The sequence below is a fragment of the Thiohalophilus sp. genome, from assembly GCF_046483665.1.
In the GTDB taxonomy this organism is placed as follows: domain Bacteria; phylum Pseudomonadota; class Gammaproteobacteria; order UBA6429; family Thiohalophilaceae; genus Thiohalophilus.
In genome coordinates, this window is sequence record NZ_JAWOCR010000005.1 from 1 (window position 1) to 21,384 (window position 21,384).

Annotated in this window: 24 protein-coding genes; 8 read left to right on the forward strand and 16 right to left on the reverse strand. The window is 53.4% G+C overall.

The window, feature by feature from the left end; genetic code table 11:
• Window positions 1-69 precede the first annotated feature (69 nt).
• A complete protein-coding gene (locus R6U90_RS00795; RefSeq protein WP_410350755.1) occupies window positions 70-666 on the forward strand; it encodes a YqiA/YcfP family alpha/beta fold hydrolase in 597 nt (198 codons plus the stop codon).
• Window positions 667-1,077: 411 nt separating this feature from the next.
• Here R6U90_RS00795 and R6U90_RS00800 read toward each other — a convergent pair whose 3' ends face one another.
• Entirely contained in the window at window positions 1,078-1,494 is a 417-nt protein-coding gene (locus R6U90_RS00800; protein WP_410350756.1) for a CDGSH iron-sulfur domain-containing protein, read from the reverse strand.
• A 96-nt stretch (window positions 1,495-1,590) separates the two neighbouring features.
• Here R6U90_RS00800 and R6U90_RS00805 point away from each other — a divergent pair, with 96 nt between their 5' ends.
• From R6U90_RS00805 to R6U90_RS00815, 3 genes are all read left to right on the forward strand, one after another.
• Window positions 1,591-2,121 carry a histidine phosphatase family protein gene (locus R6U90_RS00805; RefSeq protein WP_410350757.1) on the forward strand — a complete coding sequence of 177 codons (531 nt, stop codon included), beginning with the start codon at window positions 1,591-1,593 and terminating at the stop codon, window positions 2,119-2,121.
• Entirely contained in the window at window positions 2,118-2,786 is a 669-nt protein-coding gene (locus tag R6U90_RS00810) for an energy-coupling factor ABC transporter permease (protein WP_410350758.1), read from the forward strand. Before R6U90_RS00805 ends, R6U90_RS00810 begins: the two co-directional genes overlap by 4 nt.
• Before the next feature lie 192 nt (window positions 2,787-2,978).
• On the forward strand, window positions 2,979-3,158 hold the full coding sequence (locus R6U90_RS00815; RefSeq protein ID WP_410350759.1) for a hypothetical protein: 180 nt from the start codon (window positions 2,979-2,981) through the stop codon (window positions 3,156-3,158).
• A 318-nt stretch (window positions 3,159-3,476) separates the two neighbouring features.
• On the opposite strand, the gene R6U90_RS00820 is transcribed toward R6U90_RS00815, so the two are convergent.
• From R6U90_RS00820 to R6U90_RS00840, 5 genes are all read right to left on the reverse strand, one after another.
• Window positions 3,477-4,067, reverse strand: coding sequence for a malonic semialdehyde reductase (locus R6U90_RS00820; RefSeq protein WP_410350760.1), 591 nt, complete (start codon window positions 4,065-4,067; stop codon window positions 3,477-3,479).
• Between the two features lie 97 nt (window positions 4,068-4,164).
• Window positions 4,165-4,509 carry a hypothetical protein gene (locus R6U90_RS00825; RefSeq protein ID WP_410350761.1) on the reverse strand — a complete coding sequence of 115 codons (345 nt, stop codon included), beginning with the start codon at window positions 4,507-4,509 and terminating at the stop codon, window positions 4,165-4,167.
• 359 nt (window positions 4,510-4,868) lie between these two features.
• A complete protein-coding gene (locus R6U90_RS00830) occupies window positions 4,869-5,180 on the reverse strand; it encodes a hypothetical protein (protein ID WP_410350762.1) in 312 nt (103 codons plus the stop codon).
• 1 nt (window position 5,181) lies between these two features.
• A complete protein-coding gene (locus R6U90_RS00835) occupies window positions 5,182-5,694 on the reverse strand; it encodes a SixA phosphatase family protein (protein WP_410350763.1) in 513 nt (170 codons plus the stop codon).
• Between the two features lie 34 nt (window positions 5,695-5,728).
• Window positions 5,729-6,628, reverse strand: coding sequence for a DMT family transporter (locus R6U90_RS00840; protein WP_410350764.1), 900 nt, complete (start codon window positions 6,626-6,628; stop codon window positions 5,729-5,731).
• Window positions 6,629-6,776: 148 nt separating this feature from the next.
• Here R6U90_RS00840 and R6U90_RS00845 point away from each other — a divergent pair, with 148 nt between their 5' ends.
• A complete protein-coding gene (locus R6U90_RS00845; RefSeq protein WP_410350765.1) occupies window positions 6,777-7,964 on the forward strand; it encodes a patatin-like phospholipase family protein in 1,188 nt (395 codons plus the stop codon).
• Window positions 7,965-8,258: 294 nt separating this feature from the next.
• On the opposite strand, the gene R6U90_RS00850 is transcribed toward R6U90_RS00845, so the two are convergent.
• From R6U90_RS00850 to senA, 6 genes are all read right to left on the reverse strand, one after another.
• On the reverse strand, window positions 8,259-8,735 hold the full coding sequence (locus tag R6U90_RS00850) for a DUF302 domain-containing protein (protein WP_410350766.1): 477 nt from the start codon (window positions 8,733-8,735) through the stop codon (window positions 8,259-8,261).
• Between the two features lie 194 nt (window positions 8,736-8,929).
• Window positions 8,930-10,285 carry an MBL fold metallo-hydrolase gene (locus tag R6U90_RS00855; protein ID WP_410350767.1) on the reverse strand — a complete coding sequence of 452 codons (1,356 nt, stop codon included), beginning with the start codon at window positions 10,283-10,285 and terminating at the stop codon, window positions 8,930-8,932.
• Window positions 10,286-10,682: 397 nt separating this feature from the next.
• Complete coding sequence (locus R6U90_RS00860) at window positions 10,683-11,321, reverse strand: hypothetical protein (protein WP_410350768.1); 639 nt, start codon at window positions 11,319-11,321, stop codon at window positions 10,683-10,685.
• A gap of 62 nt (window positions 11,322-11,383) precedes the next feature.
• Window positions 11,384-12,424 (reverse strand): GNAT family N-acetyltransferase, encoded by a 1,041-nt coding sequence (locus R6U90_RS00865; RefSeq protein WP_410350769.1) that lies wholly within the window; start codon window positions 12,422-12,424, stop codon window positions 11,384-11,386.
• Window positions 12,425-12,553: 129 nt separating this feature from the next.
• A complete protein-coding gene (gene selD / locus R6U90_RS00870) occupies window positions 12,554-14,815 on the reverse strand; it encodes a selenide, water dikinase SelD (protein ID WP_410350770.1) in 2,262 nt (753 codons plus the stop codon).
• Window positions 14,816-14,833: 18 nt separating this feature from the next.
• Entirely contained in the window at window positions 14,834-16,132 is a 1,299-nt protein-coding gene (gene senA, locus R6U90_RS00875) for a selenoneine synthase SenA (protein ID WP_410350771.1), read from the reverse strand.
• A 168-nt stretch (window positions 16,133-16,300) separates the two neighbouring features.
• Here senA and senB point away from each other — a divergent pair, with 168 nt between their 5' ends.
• The gene (senB, locus tag R6U90_RS00880) at window positions 16,301-17,248 is read left to right on the forward strand and encodes a selenoneine biosynthesis selenosugar synthase SenB (RefSeq protein WP_410350772.1); all 948 of its coding nucleotides are present in this window, start codon (window positions 16,301-16,303) and stop codon (window positions 17,246-17,248) included.
• Window positions 17,249-17,395: 147 nt separating this feature from the next.
• On the opposite strand, the gene R6U90_RS00885 is transcribed toward senB, so the two are convergent.
• The 3 genes from R6U90_RS00885 to R6U90_RS00895 all read right to left on the reverse strand — a co-directional run bounded on the left by R6U90_RS00885 (window position 17,396) and on the right by R6U90_RS00895 (window position 19,244).
• Entirely contained in the window at window positions 17,396-17,749 is a 354-nt protein-coding gene (locus tag R6U90_RS00885) for a hypothetical protein (RefSeq protein WP_410350773.1), read from the reverse strand.
• A gap of 228 nt (window positions 17,750-17,977) precedes the next feature.
• The gene (locus tag R6U90_RS00890; protein WP_410350774.1) at window positions 17,978-18,289 is read right to left on the reverse strand and encodes a cupin domain-containing protein; all 312 of its coding nucleotides are present in this window, start codon (window positions 18,287-18,289) and stop codon (window positions 17,978-17,980) included.
• Between the two features lies 1 nt (window position 18,290).
• On the reverse strand, window positions 18,291-19,244 hold the full coding sequence (locus tag R6U90_RS00895; RefSeq protein WP_410350775.1) for an acetoin utilization protein AcuC: 954 nt from the start codon (window positions 19,242-19,244) through the stop codon (window positions 18,291-18,293).
• Window positions 19,245-19,803: 559 nt separating this feature from the next.
• Between R6U90_RS00895 and R6U90_RS00900 the strand changes: the two genes are divergently transcribed.
• Both R6U90_RS00900 and R6U90_RS00905 read left to right on the forward strand, forming a co-directional pair.
• The gene (locus R6U90_RS00900) at window positions 19,804-20,217 is read left to right on the forward strand and encodes a secondary thiamine-phosphate synthase enzyme YjbQ (RefSeq protein ID WP_410350776.1); all 414 of its coding nucleotides are present in this window, start codon (window positions 19,804-19,806) and stop codon (window positions 20,215-20,217) included.
• Window positions 20,218-20,363: 146 nt separating this feature from the next.
• A complete protein-coding gene (locus R6U90_RS00905) occupies window positions 20,364-20,570 on the forward strand; it encodes a DUF6316 family protein (RefSeq protein ID WP_410350777.1) in 207 nt (68 codons plus the stop codon).
• 23 nt (window positions 20,571-20,593) lie between these two features.
• Here the strand turns inward: R6U90_RS00905 and msrA are convergent, their stop codons facing one another.
• Window positions 20,594-21,241, reverse strand: a complete 648-nt coding sequence (msrA, locus tag R6U90_RS00910; RefSeq protein ID WP_410350778.1) for a peptide-methionine (S)-S-oxide reductase MsrA — start codon at window positions 21,239-21,241, stop codon at window positions 20,594-20,596.
• Window positions 21,242-21,384: the final 143 nt, after the last annotated feature.

The window sequence follows — 21,384 nt, forward strand, 5'->3', positions numbered from 1 at the left end:
ATTTAATGTATCGTAATATTCAGGCGAAACTTGACTCAACATTCGAATATATCAAAATCACGCTAACTCATGATTATTTATCTGCATGGTTTCAACAGCAGCGGGGCCTCGGCCAAAGGGCAATATCTGCGTGAGAAACTGGATGATATACCGGTACTGACACCAACTTATCATTATGATCCTGCGCGAGCTATCGTCATGTTGCAACATCTGATCGAGGAATCCTTGCGGCTGGACAGGAATCTGTTGCTGGCCGGCGCTTCTCTGGGTGGGTATTATACCCAGTACCTCGGACAACGTTACGCCCTAAAGCGGGTGTTAATCAATCCGGCATTGATGCCCCTGGAAACGCTGGATAATTATCTGGGAGAAAACGTCAATTACTATACGGGCAAACGTTATATGCTGACCACCGGCCATCTGGACGCACTGCGGGCGCTGGATATACCCCACCCCTGCATCGCCTCACCGCCCACTTTGTTGCTGCTGGACAAGGGCGATGAACTGCTCGATTATCGGCTGGCCGCCCAACGCTATGACAACTGTGCCGACATCCGGCTGTTTGAGAGGGGGGATCATGCCTTCCAGCATCTGCCCGACGTTCTGCCGGCTATTCGGGGAATGCATGCCCGTCCCTGGCCGGACTCGGGAGACGATAGCGAATAGGGCTTCGAGATCGCGCCGGGAAAAGGCCGGGAAGGCAAATATAATTTCGACATGCTGAATCGGCGTAATCTGTACTATCCTGAGCATTACCTGCTGTGACAGGAGTTTGTTATCTTACCCCCACCCGGATAACCGCCACCAAAGCGTAATTTCCGCTGGCCGAACAGATATCGGAAACTCATCTCTCATCGGCGAGTGTCCGGTTACCTCATTGAACCCGATTCACTCGACATCACCAGTATTGTCGAAGTCACTATGAAGATTTTTTTGAGTTGGCTTAAAGCTTGAGTTAGCGTTGAGCAAAATATTCCGGCGTACCCCCTGCAAAAGACGCGTTCCACAGCAAACTATCGGATTCCGGTTTTGCCAGAATGTTCTGTCAAGATTTTCACATTCTACCCTGCGCTTCCTTCAGTCGCAAAAGCCGGACTGTTTGTGGCTGGCGTCGCAGAATGGTTTATTCTGTGACTGGCCACAACGGCACAGTGCAGCCCGCATGCGGGTCGTACGGGATGTCCCATCCAGGCTGCGAATAGCCAACGGCCCCCGCACTATCAGCATTGCGCCGCTTCTGAAGGTCAACTGCAATGGGACGTGGTCAGCCGCCAGCGCTTCATGGCGTTCATCGTCAAACCGCGCGGCGTCAGTAAACCCACAACGCTTGTGCGCACCGTCGCAAAAAGGCTGATCCTGCGACTGGCCGCAACGGCACAGCCAGACCTTATCGTCACACTGTAGAAGATTTCCTTTGTCGTCCTCGAGCGTCATCTGACCTTCAAACTGCAAGGGTCCGTCAGGTCGAATAATCAGGGTATGGGGTTTACTCAAGAGACCTCCTCGTTGACTTCCCGGTTTCCGCTCGCTGCCGCGAGCCGGAACGGCTATATTATTATATGCGCTAATATCGTTGCCACGGTAAATCCCATGCCTCTGTACGCCATGCGCCATGGTCGCACTAATTTCAATGATCTCGGTCTGTGTAATGATGACCCGGGCCGCGATGTGCATCTGACCGATACCGGAGTCGCCCAGATCGAGGCTGCCGCCGAGAAACTGCGTGACATGCCTCTGCAGCATATCATTACCTCGGAGCTGCCCCGCACCCGTCAGAGCGCTGAAATCATCAACCGTCTACATCAGATCCCGATCAGCGCCCACCCCGATCTCAACGATATTCGCTCGGGCTTTGACGGCCATCCGGTAGTCGACTATTTTGCCGCCATCAGCAGCGATCCGTTGAATACCCGGCCACCCGGCGGGGAGTCGCTTGTCGATCACAAACAACGCATCGGCCGGTTTCTTGACTGGCTGCGAGAACAACCCGAAAAAATCATTCTGCTGGTGGTGCATGAGGAGACCCTTCGCGCTCTCAGTGCCTTGCTGGACAAGCTGGATGATCGGACAATGCTCCAGCTGCATTTTGACAACGGTCAGATCGTGGAGTTTGACTGGTGAATTACCCCGCCGACATGGTAGCGCAAAGCTGGTTATGGCCCGCCGGGATCCTCTATGCCCTGATCCTGCTGGTCGCCATTCGCCAGGTCCGCTGGCGGGAATATCTGGAGCAGCCACACAAAGCCCATGTTTTTCTTGGCAGCAGCGTGGCCCTCATCCTGATGTGGCAGATTACCACCACCCGACTGCCAGGCCTGGAGTATCATTTTCTTGGCGCTAGCCTGATGACCCTGATGTTCGGCTGGCAACGGGCCCTGATCGTGATCAGCCTGGTATTGTTGGGGCTCATTTATAATGGCAGCAGCGACTGGCAAACCTATCCGCTCAATGTACTGGTGATGGGCCTGACCCCGATTTTGATCAGCACCGCTATTTTACGTCTGGCCGAATCCAGGCTGCCCCACCATGTCTTCATCTATATTTTCATCAACGGCTTTTTCGGAGCGGCTCTGGCCATGGCCGGCGCCGCCAGCCTGGCCGCCGCACTGCTACTGATCGCCGGCGCCTACAGCCCCGATCGGCTGGCCTATGATTACTTCCCCTATCTGCCATTGATGATGTTTCCCGAGGCCTTTATCACCGGCATGTTCACCAGCATTCTGGTGGCCATGCGCCCGGAATGGATTGAGACTTTCGACGACGCACGCTATATCCAGGGCAAATAGTCAACGGGACGCAGCCGCTCCCGCCGCGGACAGTCATGCCCACTCCCACAGTCATCCCCGACAATTTGTCAGGCTTTCCCTGTAGTTATTTTCCCTCTCAGATTTGAATGAATTACAGTCTGATCTGACAAATAGCGGAGCTCGCTCTGCCTGTCCGCAATCGCGACTGTGGAACAGAAAAGAGGAGGACAAATGGGATTTATCAGGACTCCGGGGAGGGCACACCGCGGTCCGGCCAGCCTGATCGAATCATCATTGATCGCTATTGTCATATTATGGGTCAAAGTGGAGATGCACTGGCGGCTGGCTAATCCGCTGGTGGCGGAAAACCTCATACCGCAGTATCAGGATAACGAAGATGCAACCTGGTGAAGCTGATAGCCACATTACAAAGCCACAACCGGATTACAATGGTCCGCGTCGCATTGAGAAAGACGGGCTGATTCAGCGCGCTGCCGACGCTTTTATTTCAACAGCCCGCAATAATCCTTTCAGGCACACGAATGCATCATCTTTTAGCCGTACGAGACCTTCCGTGAAGCAGAACAGGCACTGAAACGCTATCCGCGTCGCAGCGACATCGTCCACTGCAAACTGGAGTCCCGGCCGTCGCCTTGAATCTTTTTAACAACCAAGAAAACGGCCACCCTCGTAGTGGCCATTTTTAATTATGCCGAATTAAACCGTGCCTTATTCGATACGACAGGCCTCTTCAAAATCAAGCCGCGGGCCGCGAGGGTAGAGTTTCGATTCGTCGCCATAGCCGATGGCACAGATAAAGACCGATTTGACCTTGCCATCGGGAAAGAACGCCTCGTCCATCCGGGCATTATCGAAACCGGACATCGGCCCGCAATCGAGTCCCAGGCTACGGGCGGCCAACATCAGATAAGCACCCTGTAGCGAGGCATCACGATGCGCACTGTCCTGTATCTTTTCAGGTTTGCCTTCGAACCAGGATTTGGCATCGGTATGCGGAAATAGCTTGGGCAGTTTCTCGTAAAACTCCAGATCCATACCGATAATAGCCACTACCGGTGCGGTCATCGATTTTTCTACATTACCTTCGGCCAGCGCGGGTTTCATCCGGGCTTTCGCATCGTCGGATTTGACGAACACAAACCGGCCGGGACAGGAATTGGCGCCGGTCGGTCCCCATTTCATCAGATCGTATAACTGCTGTAACAGCTGATCACTGACCGGCCGATCCTGCCAGCCATTGTGGCTACGGGCCTTGCGAAACAGCGTGTCAAGCGCTTCAGCATTCAGGGCTTCTGCCATTACCTTCTCCATTGTTTAACAGTTTGGCAGCTATTATGAATGCAACCGCCCCACTGTGACAAATGGAGGGTTACTCATTCAACAGATTTTTAACCTGTCAGCCGGGTACACGATGGCTGACTAACAGGGCTTCAGGAACATGGAACTTGATCACAGCAGGCAATTCCATGCAAATCCCTGGCACCGGTTTAACCGACACCCACAGCACGTTGGTTTTCATGTTCAAATCGGCAAATACAACCGTACGTCGATAGAGCTGCAACACATGATCGATACGGCTGATGATCTCCTGACGTATATTGATCGCGCGTTTTCGCAAACCTGGGATGATCATCATAAAGTCACTGAGATATTGGCCGTTTTCATCCCGGATCGGCACCCGGGTGTACAACGGCTCGGCCGGTTCCAGGCAAGGCCCGCACATCAACTCGGTTGAATTCATCACTCATCCCCTTCGTGGACCGCCACGCTCGACCGCTTATCATTTCTTCCCCGCATATCCTGCGGGTATCCCGGCGCGATTGCCTCTTACCTGGCTGTAACGACATATCCTGATTTAGTTTTAGCAGGTGAGGGCCAAAATGCCAGCACCATATCCCCAGCTCAAACACGACTTTTAAACCATTTGTAAGGTGATGCCGGGTAGATGGTAACAATCGAAACACTGAAAACAGCGAACAACACCGAAAAGACAGGAGAAAGGCTCAATTTGAGTGGCTTCGGCCAAATTCAGTATGTTCAGTGGTACTGCTGGCCATCGCAGTGTTCATGGCAATGATATCTTCTGCTGCGTAACTGGAGCTAACGGGATGAGCGGGGTTTGAAGCCGGCCGGTTTATCGGCCAGCCAGTCGACGAACTGTTTGATTTCGGGATGGGTGAGCAACCTGTCGCGGCTGTTGTATTCCAGGGCCAGCTGTTTTTCATCCAGCACCCGGTGAATATGATGGTGGCAGGGCCGACACAACCATAACACCCGTCCGTGCATTTCATCGCGGCTAAACAACTTTTTCACCCGTTTATTGCGATGGCGAGTACGGGGGATCAGATGATGTTTGGTCAACGCAGTCTCCCGCCGCCCACACAACTCGCAGACCGATTCTGACTGAGCCATCTCACCTCAATTCATCGGCCCGGGTCAGATCGATCAATTTGCCGCCATCCTCACTGAGGGCGCCGCCACCTTCAATCTCAATCCGGGCCAGGTTGGCCGTAGTCATCAGTTTGTCTTTGTCCGTGCGGGGCAGCGGTTCACCGCATAACCAGATCAGCAGTTGCTCCAGCCCAGGATTGTGCCCGACCAGCATGAGTGGCCCGTGGGGCACTCTCATATTTCCAATAATGCGCAGCAGTTCATCCCGGGACGCCAGATACAGCCCCGGATCATAATGAATGTGATTAAAATCGAACTCCAGCCGCTCACAAGCCAGCTCGGTCGTCTGTCTCGCCCGTACGGCCGGGGAACTGACGATCAGGCCGGGCCGAAGACCCTGTTCGTACATCCATTCGCCCAGCCGATCCGCCTGATTCCGACCCGCGTGACTCAGGGGACGATCAGCATCCTCCATCATACTATCACCTGCCTCGGCCCTGGCATGGCGCAACAACCAGAGTTGTCTATCTGTCATAACGTTTCTCCTGCGAATTATCCGACAGCCCGACCTACAGGGGCTCGTTATCAAAACGAGCTCTGTTGAGGCTCACATTCTGGCGCTCCTGCAAGACCAGCATGCCGGCCCCGGCGATGATCAACGCCCCGATCACAAACAGGTAATCGACCATTTCATCCCAGAACAGGTAGCCGAACAGCGCCGCGAACACCACTGAGGTATAGGTAAAAGCGCCCACTTGTGACGGCCGGGCGACACTGTAACCCCGGGTCAGCAGCAGCTGCCCCAATGTGCCCACTATGCCAATCAACAGCAGTAATAACCAGCTGTCGGTGTCCGGCGTTTGCCAGCTCCAGCTCAACGGCACGCCCGAAACCAGGGTGGCAACCAGAGCAAAGTAAAAGACGATACGGGTGGTGGGTTCACTGCGCCCCAGACGCCGCACGGTCACCTTGGCCACTGACGCCAGAGCGCCGCCCAGTAGGCCGACCAATGCCACCGCCTGGAACCCGCTCTGCGGTTTCAGGACCAGAATGACACCGATAAAGCCAATCATCACAGCCAGCAAGGCGCGGCGGGTAATTCCCTCGCCCAGCCAGACAAGCGCCACCAGCGGGATAAACAACGGCGAGGTCATTTTCAGCAGCATACCGCTGGCCAGAGGCATATTGGCCAGGGCATAGTAAAAACAATACATGGCGGCCACGCCAAATCCCGCTCGCATGACATGCAAATACCAGATGCGAGTTTGTAAATGACGCCAGCCGTAACGCCACAGTAACGGAAGCAGCACCAGCGCACCGACCAGGTTGCGCATGAAGACGATCATCTCGTTAGGCATATCGGTCGAGACCGCCTTGACTGCCGCTCCCATTGAGGCGAACATGATTTCAGACAGAATAATAAACAAACTGCCCAGCATCAGGCTTTGACGATACAACATACTATTCATAACCCGCCAGTGTGAAGACCGCTCCCGGAATAATAGTTGAGAAAATAACAAACGAGACGGTTGGCTGCATGCGAATCTCTGACTATTCTATCAAGCGTGAGCAGGAGAACCCGATTGTCTAACAGCAATAACTCGACAGGCAGCCATCATGCAGTCCGATAAACCGAAAATCGGTTTGATTATGACCGGCGGCGGCGCCCGTGCCGCCTACCAGGTCGGGGTACTGAAGGCTGTCGCCGATATTCTGCCCCGCCACGCCAGCAGTCCGTTCCAGATTCTTTGCGGCACCTCGGCCGGCGCCATCAATGCCTGCGCACTGGCTACCCATGCCTACAACTTTCGCAAGTCGGTGCAGCGTATTGCCATCATCTGGTCCAACTTTCATGCCGAGCAAGTCTTTCGCACCGACACTCTGGGCATCTTGCGCACCGGTTTCAACTGGTTCATGGCGATAATGTCGCTGGGAATGAGTCACCATAGTCGTGCTCTCTCCCTGCTGGATCGTACGCCCCTGCAACACCTTCTGAAACAATACATACGCACGGAAGATATTCAGCACTCTATCGACAAAGGATACCTGCACGCACTGAGTGTCACCGCGTCCGGCTATACCTCACACCAGTCGGTCTCCTTCTTCCATGGTCAACCCGAACTCGAATTCTGGAACCGCTTCCGCCGTATCGGCGTACGCACCGAGATTAACGTAGACCACCTGATGGCCTCCTCGGCTATCCCGTTTGTGTTCCCGCCACAGAAAATCAACCGGGAATACTTCGGTGATGGTTCCATGCGCCAGATGGCGCCGATCAGTCCGGCCCTGCACCTGGGGGCTGACAAAGTTATGATTATCGGCAACCATATGGAGAATCAGGAACCGCAACGTACCCGTGAGAGCCGCGCACCTACTATCGGCCAGATCGCCGGTCATGTCCTGGACAGTATCTTTCTGGATTCACTGGATGCCGATATCGAACGGCTGGAACGAATTAACGACACGGTGGACTTGATCCCGCAAAAACAACGCGTCAAGCACGGTTTTCCTCTGCGCCATATCGACACCCTGGTAATCTCTCCCAGCCAGGATATCGGCGATCTGGCCGAGGAATATATCGATCAACTTCCGCGCAGCATGCGCCTGCTGCTGCGCGGGATCGGCGCCTATCGCTCGGACGGTTCGGATCTGGTCAGCTACCTTCTGTTCGAACGCGCCTATACCCGCAGACTGATCGACCTCGGTTATCAGGATACCATGAACAAAAAGCACGAGCTGTTTCAGTTTCTGGATGCAGATCGGATGATTCAGGAGATGGCATCAAAAACGAGCAGAAACAAGTAATGCCTCTCCAATATCTTGCAGTCCGATATAGCTACTCCCAATCAAAGTCTGACGAGCTTTCGAACATAGTTTTGCGACGACCGGCCAGCCTGACCCGTCACAACGTTGCAGTAACAACTTCACCTCGAAAGATTTTACCGGCTCATACCTATCGCATCACCGTCGTGCCTTCAACCTATGGCATAGTGTTGTCTTTCCAGGGACATAGAGCCTGCATAACGAAGCTTATCGAGGATACCCCCCGGAGCTTCGCCACAGTGAAAATCAGTCACTGAGGCTTGCCCGACAGGGAGGTTATAGCAAGCTGTCAGCCAGCAAGTCTTCGGTTTCCTGACTGGCTATTTTCATGACTTCCGCAATCTCGCCCCCAAAGACACTCGCCACTAATCCACTGTTCATCCTGGAAATGATTACATCCCCGTTTGGCATTTCATATACAGCAATACGGCAGGGCATTAATGAAGTCACGACGCGATTGTCCGGGTTCGACAGAATCTTCCCGGCATGCCCGGGTTGACAAAGCTCGAGTACAGCCGCGGGCAAAACATTGTAACCCGCACCGGCAACAGCTTCATGCAGATGATGGACAGTTGGTATTTTCCAGTTATTTTCTTTAGCGCTGCGCTGAATCTCTTCTACAGTCTTCTCAAAACCGTACTGACTTTTGTCTTCTATAATCATCATGCCGGGCAGCAACTGATAAGCGGCAATAGCAAGTGCTATCGCCCCAACAATGGCACCAATAATAAAAGCATAAATTTTCTTTGTCATTTAATCGCCTTTTATATGTATGGGATACTTAGTTTCATCACTATTAAACATACTTGTCAATAATAAATCTTAATTTATAAAATTAACTTCTGACAAAATAAAATCATCTCCGCGTGAATTTTTTGCATATTCCCTCTTCAGGCTGACACCCACAAGATAAACACAGCGTAATCAATGGTCAGCGCAACAGGAGTTCATGCCACGCTTTTCTGCTGCTCCCAGGCTGCCATAGAGCCCAGGTAAACATTCACGTTTTTGTATCCGCTGCGCTCCAATATACTGGCAGCAATGGCGGCACGCTGGCCACTGCCGCACATGACGGTGTAAGCCTTGTCGATGTCCAGCTCTTTGAGCTTGGCAGGCAGTTCGCCGACATAGATATGTAGCGCGTGCTGCATGGGCTGCGCCTCGACTTCCTCAAGACCGCGTACATCCAGTAACTGCCAGTCTATGGACTGCTGTTTCAGCCGCTGTTCGACACTTGCTGTATCTAAAAAGTCGACGGAGCCAAACGGCTCTCCGGCGGTCACCCAGTCCATAATCCCCACCAGGTAGCCTTCGATATTGTCAAAACCGATACGGCCGAGATGACGGGCGGCCTGCCAGGCCTGATCGGCATTCTCGGCAATAAGAACCAGTCGCTGTTCCGGCTCGATCAGCCAGCCCGCAAACGCCGGAATCATATCTTCCGGCACACACAGGGAGTCCGGCAGGTGTGCCGCGGCATAAGCTTCGGCGCTGCGTACGTCGACCCGGGCTATCTGATCGCCCAGACTCTTGATATCCTCGACATTCAGCGCAACCGGTTCCGGATGCATGGGTTCAGTGCCGCTCAGGTTCAGTTGTTCCATGAGCCGGAAGTACGGTGGCTGATAGTGATGTTCCGCCACCTTGGCTTTGATGAATCCGTCACGATCAGCGATCTGCAGACGGGGGTTGTTCTGTCGCTCGTGACCCAGTGTGGAGAATTCGCGGTCCGCCATGCCACTGCCGCACACCGAGCCGGCGCCGTGGGCTGGCAGCAGGATCGTTTGATCACCCAGTCCAAGCATGTACTGCAGGCTGTCGTACAGCAAACCGGCTACCTCTTCGGCCCGCTCCGGGTAAAAGTCGGTCCGCCCGACATCGCCGATGAATAAGGCATCACCGGTGAAGACAGCGACCGCATCCTTGCCACTGGCATCGTCATACACTGCAATGGAAATACTGTCGTCGGTATGGCCGGGCGTCTCCATGACCTTCAGGCGCAAATCTCCCAGTTGCATCTCCTGACCATCGCGCACAGTTTCAGCATAGCGCACTTCGCCGGCGGCGTTTGGACCGTGATAAACATTCGCCCCGGTGCGGTCAGCCAGCAGACTGGCACCGGAGACGAGATCCTCGTTGCGATGGGTTTCGAACACACAGTTAATACGGACATTATTCGCTGCCGCTATCTCTTCATAGATCTCAACATCCCTGCGTGGGTCAATTACCGCAGCCAGACCATTGGCGCCGATGATGTAAGACAAATGAGCCAGGCCAGGGGATTTTATTTTTTCCAGAAACATGAGCCTCTCCTTTTCAAGTTTTATCTCGCTAACCAGTGGATACGTTGAACGTTGTAGTACCACTTTTAATACTACAGCCAAACAATCATGACCTTACAGTTGATATGGTTATATGCCAGCAGCTTGTCAGTTTGACTATAGAAGATGCTGTGAGGATGAGAACGCCTGGTTACAACCCTGGAGCCCAAACAATGGCGATAAAAATAATGTAGCTGTTGATATTTATCAATCAGCGTACCCGGTACCTGGCGGCACTTCGGGTCAGCGATGAGGAGTAAAAGCAACTCGCGCAGGTCGATAGAGAGAAGTGATATCGGGCAGCATGCTTATCAGGCACGGCGGGGTTCGTGTCAGCAGGAGACTTCTGCCCGACCTGTATTTTTCAGATCAAAATCTTTTAATGGTCGCCATAGGGGTCATCCATCAGCAATATACTGATATAGGGCGCGTACGTTAATACCGCCCCCTGCACAATCCCCAGTTCATTAAACGCATGGACAACTTGCTCCATATATATCTCGTTCTTCGGCTCGTCTCTCAGGGCTTTCAGGGCAGAAAGCAACGGTTCAATATCCTCGTCATCGACGTACTGCCCCAGCATCTGGATTGCATTTTCAAGCTTGGCGGGGTTAATCGATTGAGCGATGTTTTCGATTCGTTTCTTGTCGGACTCATCGAATTCCGGCGGCTCGTCAAAAACATTCGCGGCGATTCCCGCAGGGTAAGGATCCGCATCAGAAGCAGAAAAACCACCAGACGCCGCCAGTATTCGCTGCTGTAGAGACACGATAAAAGCATTAAATTGGTCTGCGTCGGGTTTGTCCAGGAAAATTGATAGCAATGGCTCGGGGTCCGCACGACTATAAAAATCAACGCAAAGTTTATTGATAACGGGTTCAGGATCCAGCACAGCCAATCCCAGCGTAATTTTTTCTTCCCTGAATGGTGTCTTCATCCGCACATGAATAACATCATTAACTATTTCAAATTCTCTGGTTCCTTTAAGGAAGTGCTTTTGTACAAGTTTCATGGTCATGGAAGAATAATTACTCAAAGAAAAGGACGATGAATGATGATAATGTAAATTGTTCTCGTTTGTCACTGACCCAGGGCTCCTTTGAACAGACTTTTTAGTGATATTAAAAACTGTTCTCGCCGGCCTCGATTCTTTAAATTCCTGACACAACTCAATGCGAAACGCTCCCGACGTTCGGACATCCAGTCTTGCTTGTAGGCATCGTTTCCTGTCAGAAAATCGATCTCTTCCACCCCGTCGACATCGATCACATATTCCATCAGGAAACTGGTCAGTATCGACCCGGGGGAATAGGGTTTCCAGACCTCATCATATGCGAGCCTGAAAATATTCGCCTTGCCGTGTGCGACAAACCACAGCTGTGCGGCAACGGGTTGTCCCTGCACATAAAGCACCGCGAGCCTTGTCCAGCCAAATTGGGAAAACCCAGCCACAATGCCATTCAGAAAGTCGACATATTGCTCGTTCGCCTTCCAGCTGGCATTGTAGGGCGCATAATAATCAGACATAGCCTCTGGCACCTCCTGCCCGGTGAAAAGACGAATTTCGTAACCGTGTTCTCGGTCGAGTTTGCGCTTCTTGCGGTCTAGTGTATTGCGCAGCCTGCTCGGGCGGGAAAACATGTACTCCGCATAGGATTGCCCCTGGATGCGATAAATCCAGTTATACAGCCGGAAATTGTGATCACAACGAAAACCAGCCGCTTGCATTCTCCGCTGCAACCTTTCCACTCTTCTGTCTTTGTTTGAGACAGGCTCCAGTAGCAGGGCATGAACCGGCATCTGGCTCAGGCCCTCAACCAGACAATCGAGAATCTCGGATTGTTCATCATTCGCAAGTAGCAAACTATAAAAAGGTGTATAGCGGTGTTTCAAGGCGTGACAGGTATTTGCAGGACTCTTTACAAGAGGCAAAATTGCCAGCATCTTGTCCTCTGTCTCCACGCAGGCCAGCGACAGAGACGGTTTTTCATCTAGCCCGAAAGCTGTCAGATTCTCGAACCAGACCCGCGAAAGAAAAACGCTGTGTTTCTCACCCTGAGCGAAGAGTTCCTTGGCACTTTCGGGTAGCTGAGACCAGTCCGTGTAACATACGAACTTCATCAATAATTCCGGCCGAAGGTAACGCAGGGACTGATATTAAACGGGTTCTCACGTTTTCCGTTTACCACTGCAGCTCTCAAAATTTAATCCTCAAGCCTCATTTTTCTTTGAATTTGTAGGATCCATATGTTACTGGATACGAATGGAAGCCTCTCTGTCCGAACGGGCTTCAACTTTACCGATAATCACTGCAGATGAATAGCCGAGCTGATGTAACTCCGCAATACATTCACGCACCTGCTCCTGAGGGACTCCGGCGAGCAGGCCTCCGGCAGTTTGCGGATCGTATAACAGAGGATATGCCGGATGCCGTGAAACCTGTTCTACATCCTCAATGGCACGTCGCAACCGCAGGTTTTGCGGCTGAAGTGAAGATAGTATGCCTGCTTCAACAGTTTGCAAGGCACCCTCCAGGACAGGTAACGCATCTATGTACAGGGTTGCATCAACTTCCGAAGCTCTGGTCATCTCAATCAAATGGCCGACAAGACCGAAACCGGTAAGGTCGGTGCATGAAGTTGCCCCGTATCGCTGTAAAGAGTCTGCCGCCTGTTGGCTGGAGACCAGCATGGACTGAATGGCGGCATCAATCCAGCGCCCTCTGGCCCTGGCACGCATCTCTGCGGCCAACAGCGTTCCTGTACCAATAGGCTTGGTCAACACAAGAGCATCACCCGGTTGTAAACCCTGCTTGCGCATGGCTTTATCCGGATCAATCAGACCGTTGACAGTTAGCCCAAAGGCCAGTTCTGCGCCTTCACTGGAGTGTCCGCCTGCCAGCACGGCGCCGGAAGGTTCAAGAATGTGTAGAGCACCGGCCAAAACATCATACAGGGTCTCTTCCACAATGCGTTCGCGACCATAAGGGACAGTGGCAATCGCCAGAGCCGATTGCGGTTCAGCCCCCATGGCAAAAACATCTCCCAGGGCGTGGTTCGCGGCAATGGCGCCAAATATATAGCTATCGTCAATAAAGGCACGAAAATAATCAACACTCTGCACCATGACCTTGTCTTTCGGCATGGTCAGCATGGCGCAGTCATCAGGAGAGTCGCGGCCAATCAACACATCGTCACGTTGAGTATTGGGCAGGCGTTGCATAACCCGGGAGAGCACTGTGGCACCCACCTTGGCACCACAACCGCCACAACGCATGGCAATAGTGGACAATTCCTTTATCGCCGCTGCATCAGCAATACCGTCGGCCAGATCGGGACTGTCTTCCTCATCCATTTCAGGTAGCTCGTTATACCTGTTCATGAAGCGATGATCGATCCAGTCCTTGACCATCCACAACCAGGCTGACTCATAAGACCAGCTTCCGCGCGATGCCACCGCATACTTATCGCCGGTGCTAATTAGCCCGAGGAAATTCTTTTGCGGTCGATAACGACGTAAACGCCGGCCTGTGGCGGCGGCCGGCAGGTTATGTGCAAGTACCGGTCCCTGACGAACAGCAAATACACCGGATTTGGGACGGGAATCCGTTAAGGAGGCAACATCCCCTGCTGCAAACACCTGCTTGTGAGACAGGGATTGTAGGTGCTCATCTACCTTGATAAACCCCGCTTCATCCACTGCCAGGCCAGCTTCGGCCGGCCAGGCTGGCGCAGATGCCGTGGTCACCCAGAGTATGGCATCCGCATCATAAGCTTTACCATCTGCGGTAAGCACCTTGCCTGCTTTGACTTCAGTAACCTGCGTTGCAATTTTGATCGCGATATTACGTTGCGTCAGAATTCGCCTGAAACGTTTCTGCACGCCGGGGTTATGCATGTGCATAATTTCATCACTGGCGCTGATAATTGTGTAGATTACGTTTTCAGGTTCCTTGCCTGTCTCTTTCAATAAGGTTTGCAACCGCAATTGCGTGGATAACGCCAGCTCCACGCCACCGGCCCCGCCACCGACAACCACAATTCGAAACGGCCCCTTGCTGACACGAACCTGCTCGATTAACTGTTGCCATTTATCCAGAAAAACATCAATGGGTTTAACAGGCAATGCAAATTCATCCACACCCGGTATGTCGATGCTGGAAGGACGTGAGCCTGTGTTGATAGACAAAACATCATACGCGATTGGTGGGCGATCGGCGGCGTGCACTATTCTATTATCCAGATCCACGGACTCGACTTCAGCGTGATAAAGGCGGGCCTCCGCAAACCGGGCCAGCGGACCAAGGTCGATATGACACTCGTCGTAGTCATAATGACCGGCGATGAAACCGGGCAGCATACCGGAATAAGGAGTATGAACATCCCGGGTCACCAGGGTAACCCGCAACCCCGGAACCGGCCGCATACCAAGCCGCCTTAAAACCGAAACATGGGAATGTCCTCCGCCGAGGAGAACCAGATCTTTGACAACAGGGGCGTCCATCTTATGCATAACAACTCAACAGGTCTGTCAACGTTCGGCGCAGGTACGAAAACCGGCGAAAACATCGTTACGATCAGGACCATAGTAGGTCCGCCAGGTATTGCGAATCATTCTCCCGCGGGTTGGCCAGGCACCGCCGCGTAGGACCCGGGTTATTCCGAACAATGGCTGGGAGTAATCCCGGTACATATCAGGCTCAAAACCCGGGAAGGGCAAAAATGTATCCCGGGTCCACTCCCAGACGTTGCCGATCATTTGTCGGCAACCAAATGCACTGTCACCCGCAGCATACGCCCCGACATCGACCGTGCCCAGCGCGTACCCATCCAGATTGGCCTGATCCGGGCGCGGCGGAGTATCACCCCAGGGAAAACGGCGCTTGACCGATGATAAGGTACAGCCATCTGCAGAAGGCTCGGCAGCAGCTGCAGCTTCCCACTCGGCTTCCGTCGGCAGGCGTCTTCCGGCCCAGCGGCAATAAGCCTGCGCCTCATGCCAGCATACGTGGACCAACGCGGCATTCACAGGCATCGGCTGCCACTGATCGAATCGCTTTATCTTCCAGCCATCAGCATCAAGACGCCAGTATACGGGATGTTCGAGCCGGGTCTTGTTACGCCATTCCCAGCCGGTCTCATCCCAGTACTCACGCTTGTTGTAGCCGTCGGCTTCGACAAAACGCAGAAAATCACCGTTACTCACAGCCGCTCTGGCAATTTCAAACGGTTCGATTTTGACAGGATGCGCCCATTTTTCATTATCAAAGACAAAACCATCCGTTGGCCTTGCCCCCAGCATAAACTCGCCGCCGGGAATCTTTACATCACCTTCAAGGACACCGGTGTTCGGTATGCTGTATCCCGGCTTGCCAATGTCGGGGGTGGGATAGTCCAGTGTCTGGCGGGTATAGGTGTAGGCCTCATTGTGCATGTCGTGATGAAAGACCGCGTATTGCGCGAGGTAATCCCTTTGGGTATCCTCGCCATTTGCCAGACAGGCTTTTACCTGTTCTTTAATTGTCTGGATATACTCCAGTGTCTCCTGCAAAGCAGGTAACGGGAGATCCCAGCGTTCGTCATGTGCGATAGAAATCGAGTCGTATAGCTGATCGGCATCTTCACGGTTCGGGGATCTTTTCAAATGCTGCCGTAACACCCAGTACTCGTAAAAATATGCCGCATGGCCGATCTCCCAGCGTAACGGGTTAACGGTGGCCAGTCTGGGGCCTATTAATTGTTCCGGGGACAGATCGTCAACAAGCGCCATACTACGCTGGTGAGCATCATCGATTTGCTTTGCGATTAGTTCAGGATTAAGTTTATACATGCTTGAGTTACTCGGATTATCGTATTCTTCCCGGCAAGAAAATCTGTGAAAAACAAGACTTTTATACAGTAAATCAGTATAAAGTCGTGAAGCCGGGCCCGCAACGCCGCTTTAAGAGACAACATAAGAATCTGAAAAAATAATTTTACCGGATTAAGTTAATCGTTCATGCGCATCATTCTGGTCACACCTGCACCACCGAAATCACGGGCCGGCAACCGGGCGACAGCCGCCCGCTGGGCCGCGATCCTGACCTCGCTCGGCCATCGGGTGGAGATTACCACCGACTTCAACGGACAGAACGCTGATATCATGATCGCGCTACATGCCTGGCGCAGCGCCACACCCATTCAGCAATTCGCCGAGGCATTCCCCCGGCGTCCCCTTATTGTTGCCATCACCGGCACCGATGCCTACCGTTTTATACACACCCACCCCGATACCACCCTGCAATCAATCCGGTTGGCCAGCCATATGGTCGGGCTGCACGATCTCATCGGCAATATACTGCCGCCGGATGCGCGGGATAAGATGCACGTCATTTACCAGTCTGCAACGCCCATTGCAAAACGCCAGCCGTACAAGCGTTATTTCCACATTTCGGTAATGGGACATTTGCGTGAGGAAAAAGACCCGCTGAGGCCGGCACTCGCGACTCAACACCTGCCCGCCAGCAGCCGCATCAAGATACATCAATACGGCAAAGCGCACAGTGACGACTGGGCCAGGCAGGCACTCACGCAAATGCAAACCAATCCCCGCTACACCTGGCACGACGAGATTCCCCACCATCAAATCAGACAGGTGTACCGGCGAACCAACCTGCTGGTATTACCCTCGCGCATGGAAGGTGGCGCCAATGTTATTTCCGAGGCCGTTGTGGCCGGCGTTCCGGTAATTGCCTCGGACATCGAAGGAACTATCGGACTACTGGGAGAAGACTATCCTGGCTATTACCCGGTAGAAAACGAGCTGGCGCTGGCAGATTGTATGCTAAAGGCGGAGACCGACCAGCTCTTCTATAAAGAACTCGAGCAGACCTGCATCGCCAAACAACCGTTGTTCACCCCCGAAAACGAGACCCGGGGATGGAGAAACCTTTTAAGCAAGCTCTGACTAACCTGGCCGGGGAATTTATCGGCGGTCCGATAGACTGTCTGAATCTGTCTTTTGCTATGAGCTGGTTCTATCTTTCACAATTCTGGCGTTATACTGCATCGGTAATGTCTGGATGCCGGTGCGCACCGGCCTGACAACAGGAAACTATTCGATGCTGGCGCCCATTTTTCTGGCTATCGCAGCGACCAGGGGTTCGGGAGGGTAGTCCACATCGGCACGTTGTTTATAAGCCTGCCACTGCTCGAATTGCATGGCCAGCTCGGGATTGGCGCCCTGGCAACCCAGCAGATTGATGACATGCTCACCGATTTTCCATGGGCCTTCGCCTTTGATCTCACCTTCAACGAGATGAGTCTGTTTCCAGGGCTGTCCCTCGTGCCAGTAGAGATCGAAATAAAGTAATCCTTTGGGATGTGGAAAATGATGAGCAATGACCTTTTGCTCGCCTTCAGGCGTGGCAATTATCAGCGGTGCGGTAATACTAAACAGATCAGCCATAACTATTAGTGCAATGTTGAATTGTGAATGCCGGGTTTTGAATTATACCATGCGCACCCTCCGGACGCAGGTTATAAGTACAAGGTGCTAGATACCAGGGGCTAGTAACTGGTAAAAACATTGGTTCTTCCCGCTTCCATGCACTGAATAATGAAATATTTTTATCGATCTAATCTACTGCTTGTAAAAAATAATTTCTTTGCGTCCTCTGCGCCTCTGCGTTGGGTTTTATTCTCGCACGGCATCGAGACTGACGACCGGTTCGTCACCGACAACTTCGGCGCTGTGTATGACGCCGCGAGGGACAGCCAGGCTGTCGCCGGGTTCGAGGATGACGCCCTCGCCTTCCATTTCCAGCAGGAAATGGCCGCTCAACACGGCATCGATCTTGTCCACCTCATGCGTGTGAGGCGGGAACATGGTGCCGGGTGGGTAGACATAGCGATTGACACTATAACCCTGTACTTCGAGTTTATTGATCAAAGCCGCCTCATCAAGGGGGCCGTCTTCAGCTTCGTTCCAGTGTTGCAACTGTGGCACGTTACACCTCTGAAGAATTGACCATCGCTTCGACCACCGCCGACCAGGCTGTGGCCAGGTTATCCAGATTATACCCGCCTCCCCCCAGGGCCAGCAGGCGACCCTGGCTGTGACGGTCAGCCAGAGTGCACAGGCGCCGTGTCACGTGGGCGTGGGTGGCCTCGCTGTAGTGCAAATGGGTGATGGGATCGCCCCTGAGGCTGTCAGCGCCACATTGCAGCAGGATCACTTCCGGTTTTTTCTGTGCCAGGAAGTTTTCCGCCTCGGGCCAGATATCGATAAACTGTTCATCGTCGGCTTGCACAGGCAGAGGGATATTCAGCTTGGTGCCCATCGCCTCACCCTTACCGGTCTCCTGCGATGCACCACTGCCGGGATAAAGATAACGGCCGTCCTCGTGTACGTCGACGATAAACAGCTGCGGATCGTATTCGAAACTGTAGAATACGCCATCGCCATGATGCGCGTCGATATCAACGTAGGCGACCCGGCTAATGCCGTATACCTCACGCAGGGTTTCGATAATCACGCCGCAGTCGTTGAAAACACAAAAGCCGGCCGCGCGATCCCGGTAGGCATGATGCAGGCCCGCGATAGGAACGAAGGCACGTTGATAATTCTCTTCCATCAATTGCTCGAGCGCCGCCAGACCGGTGCCGACCACAGTGGCCGCCGCCGCATAAATGCCGGGCACGGCAGGGGTATCCGGGTCGAGCATGCCGCGCCCGGTTTTCGAAGCCGACTCGACCTCATCCACGTACTCGCGGGTATGAAAACGTTCGATCGCCTCCCGACTGGCCGTGACCGGCGCGCCGCGAGCAACTCTTCGGTCCAGGCCGGATTGCCGCAGACGTCCCACGAAAGCGTCATGACGCTTCGGTCCGAACGGGTGCCCGGCGCCGAAGTGGTAACGGGCCAGTTGTTCACCATGATAGACAATAACGTTCCTGGACATAGGCAAATGACTGCTCTGAGGGGAATTGAATGCATTGAACCTGTGTTATTTTTTAGCACGAAATCCGGTTGAGTAAAACTGTCTGTCCCTGACGTCTATAAAAACGTGCCGTGCGGCGCGTTACGTGACAAGGAATGTGGGAAAATTCAACAGGCGGCAATGCCCGTATGCCGATCCTGATAATGCAGCACATCCATGACGTTCACAGGCATATTATGCCGTGCTTCAAATTCAACCCCCCATGTCATGCTCATTGCCGGCCTTCAGCTTCACATTGCAGACACGCGCCAGCGACCTCAGTGGCCTGCGCCCCTGATCCAAACGCCGGGTATCGAGTCTGTCATTGAGAACGAATCTGGATTGCACACCTCACTCCCTCAACCATGAATAAACAGGTTACGTCAAGGTATGGACGACCGGAGTCCGAACGACAAGACAGAGGTGACGAAAAACGGCCATGATCTTGCACAATGTAACCAGGCCGGTATTTGATGAGCGGTTCAATCAGCTTCTCCACTCACTTATAATAACGATCCATTATGCATGACAGGCCGACACAATGCTGGTACAGGAACAGATCTCAGTCTCCACCCGCGGACGGGGAACCTATGACATCAGCCAGAACGTGCGCGAGGTGATCGAGCGGGCCGCCATCGACACCGGCCTGTGCCATCTGTTTGTGCATCACACCAGCGCCTCGCTGATTCTGTGCGAAAACGCAGACCCGGCAGTGCGCCGGGATCTGGAAACCTTTATGGCACAGGTGGTCCCGGACGGTGATCCGATGTTCGAGCATGATGACGAGGGACCCGACGACATGCCGGCCCACGTGCGCACGATTCTGACCCAGACCGATCTTACCCTCCCGGTCAGCCAGGGACGTTGTACTCTGGGCACCTGGCAGGGGATCTATCTGTGGGAGCATCGCACGGCCGCCCATCAACGTCAGGTGACCGTGACCGTGCAGGGTTAATCTCTCCCTCACAGGCAGTTAACTGATAACAAAAGCGTGGCTTTTATTGTTCTATCGTTACACCGCTACCGTCTGTCCGGCCAGATTGATTTTTCACCCGCGCTTGTCTATAGGTATAGAAGGTAAGCACCGACTGGAGGACAGGTATGAGCGAAACCCGCATTCCACGTGACGGGGAAGCCGGTCCGGTCCCTTTTCGTAGTGGTCGCTTTTTCAATATCGGCAGTCAATGGTATTTCACCTGCCGGGAAGGAATAGATCGGGGTCCTTACAGCACACGTCATATGGCCGAACTGGCTCTGTCCGAACATATTGAAAACTGCCGTCATATGAGGCGCGCCACCGGTTTTTAATCCGCACGGCACCCACAGGTGGTTCAGGCGAGTGACAGTTCGGGGCAGCGCACACCGGTGCCTCCCAGCCCACAATAACCGCCGGGATTTTTTGCCAGATATTGCTGATGGTCATCCTCGGCAAAGTAAAATTCCGGCGCTTCTCGAATTTCGGTAGTGATTAGTCCGTAGCCGGCCCCCTGCAGAACTTGCTGATAAAGCTCTCCACTCTGCCCGGCCAGCTCGCGTTGTTCCGGGCCGTAAGTATAGATGCCGGAGCGATACTGGGTGCCGATATCATTGCCCTGACGCATCCCCCCGGTTGGATCGTGACTTTCCCAAAAATGTTGCAGTAATTGTGCGTAACTGATTTGCTGCGGATCAAATACGACACGGACCACTTCATTGTGGCCGGTCATGCCGCTGCAGACTTCCCGGTAGGTCGGGTTGGGCGTATAGCCCCCGGCATACCCGACCGCCGTTGAATAGACCCCGGGTAATTGCCAGAAACCGCGTTCCGCCCCCCAGAAGCAACCCATGCCGAACATCGCCAGCTGCATGCCTTCAGGATAAGGCGGTACTAATGGATGGCCGTTGACATAGTGCGCCTCAGGGACCGGCATAGCTTCCTGGCGTCCCGGCAAAGCCTCGTCGGGGCCGGGCATGGCGGTTTTTTTCATCGCGCTAAACATGGTCTTCTCCCCTGGATGCATCAATTCTGCTACCGGTAGACAGACAACGCAAGCCTGTAAACCTCAGGGTTATCAGCTCAAAAGCCTTTTCGATTAACCATTTAGTCGAGAAGCTGAAAATAGTATCCTGTCAGTCGTTTTCC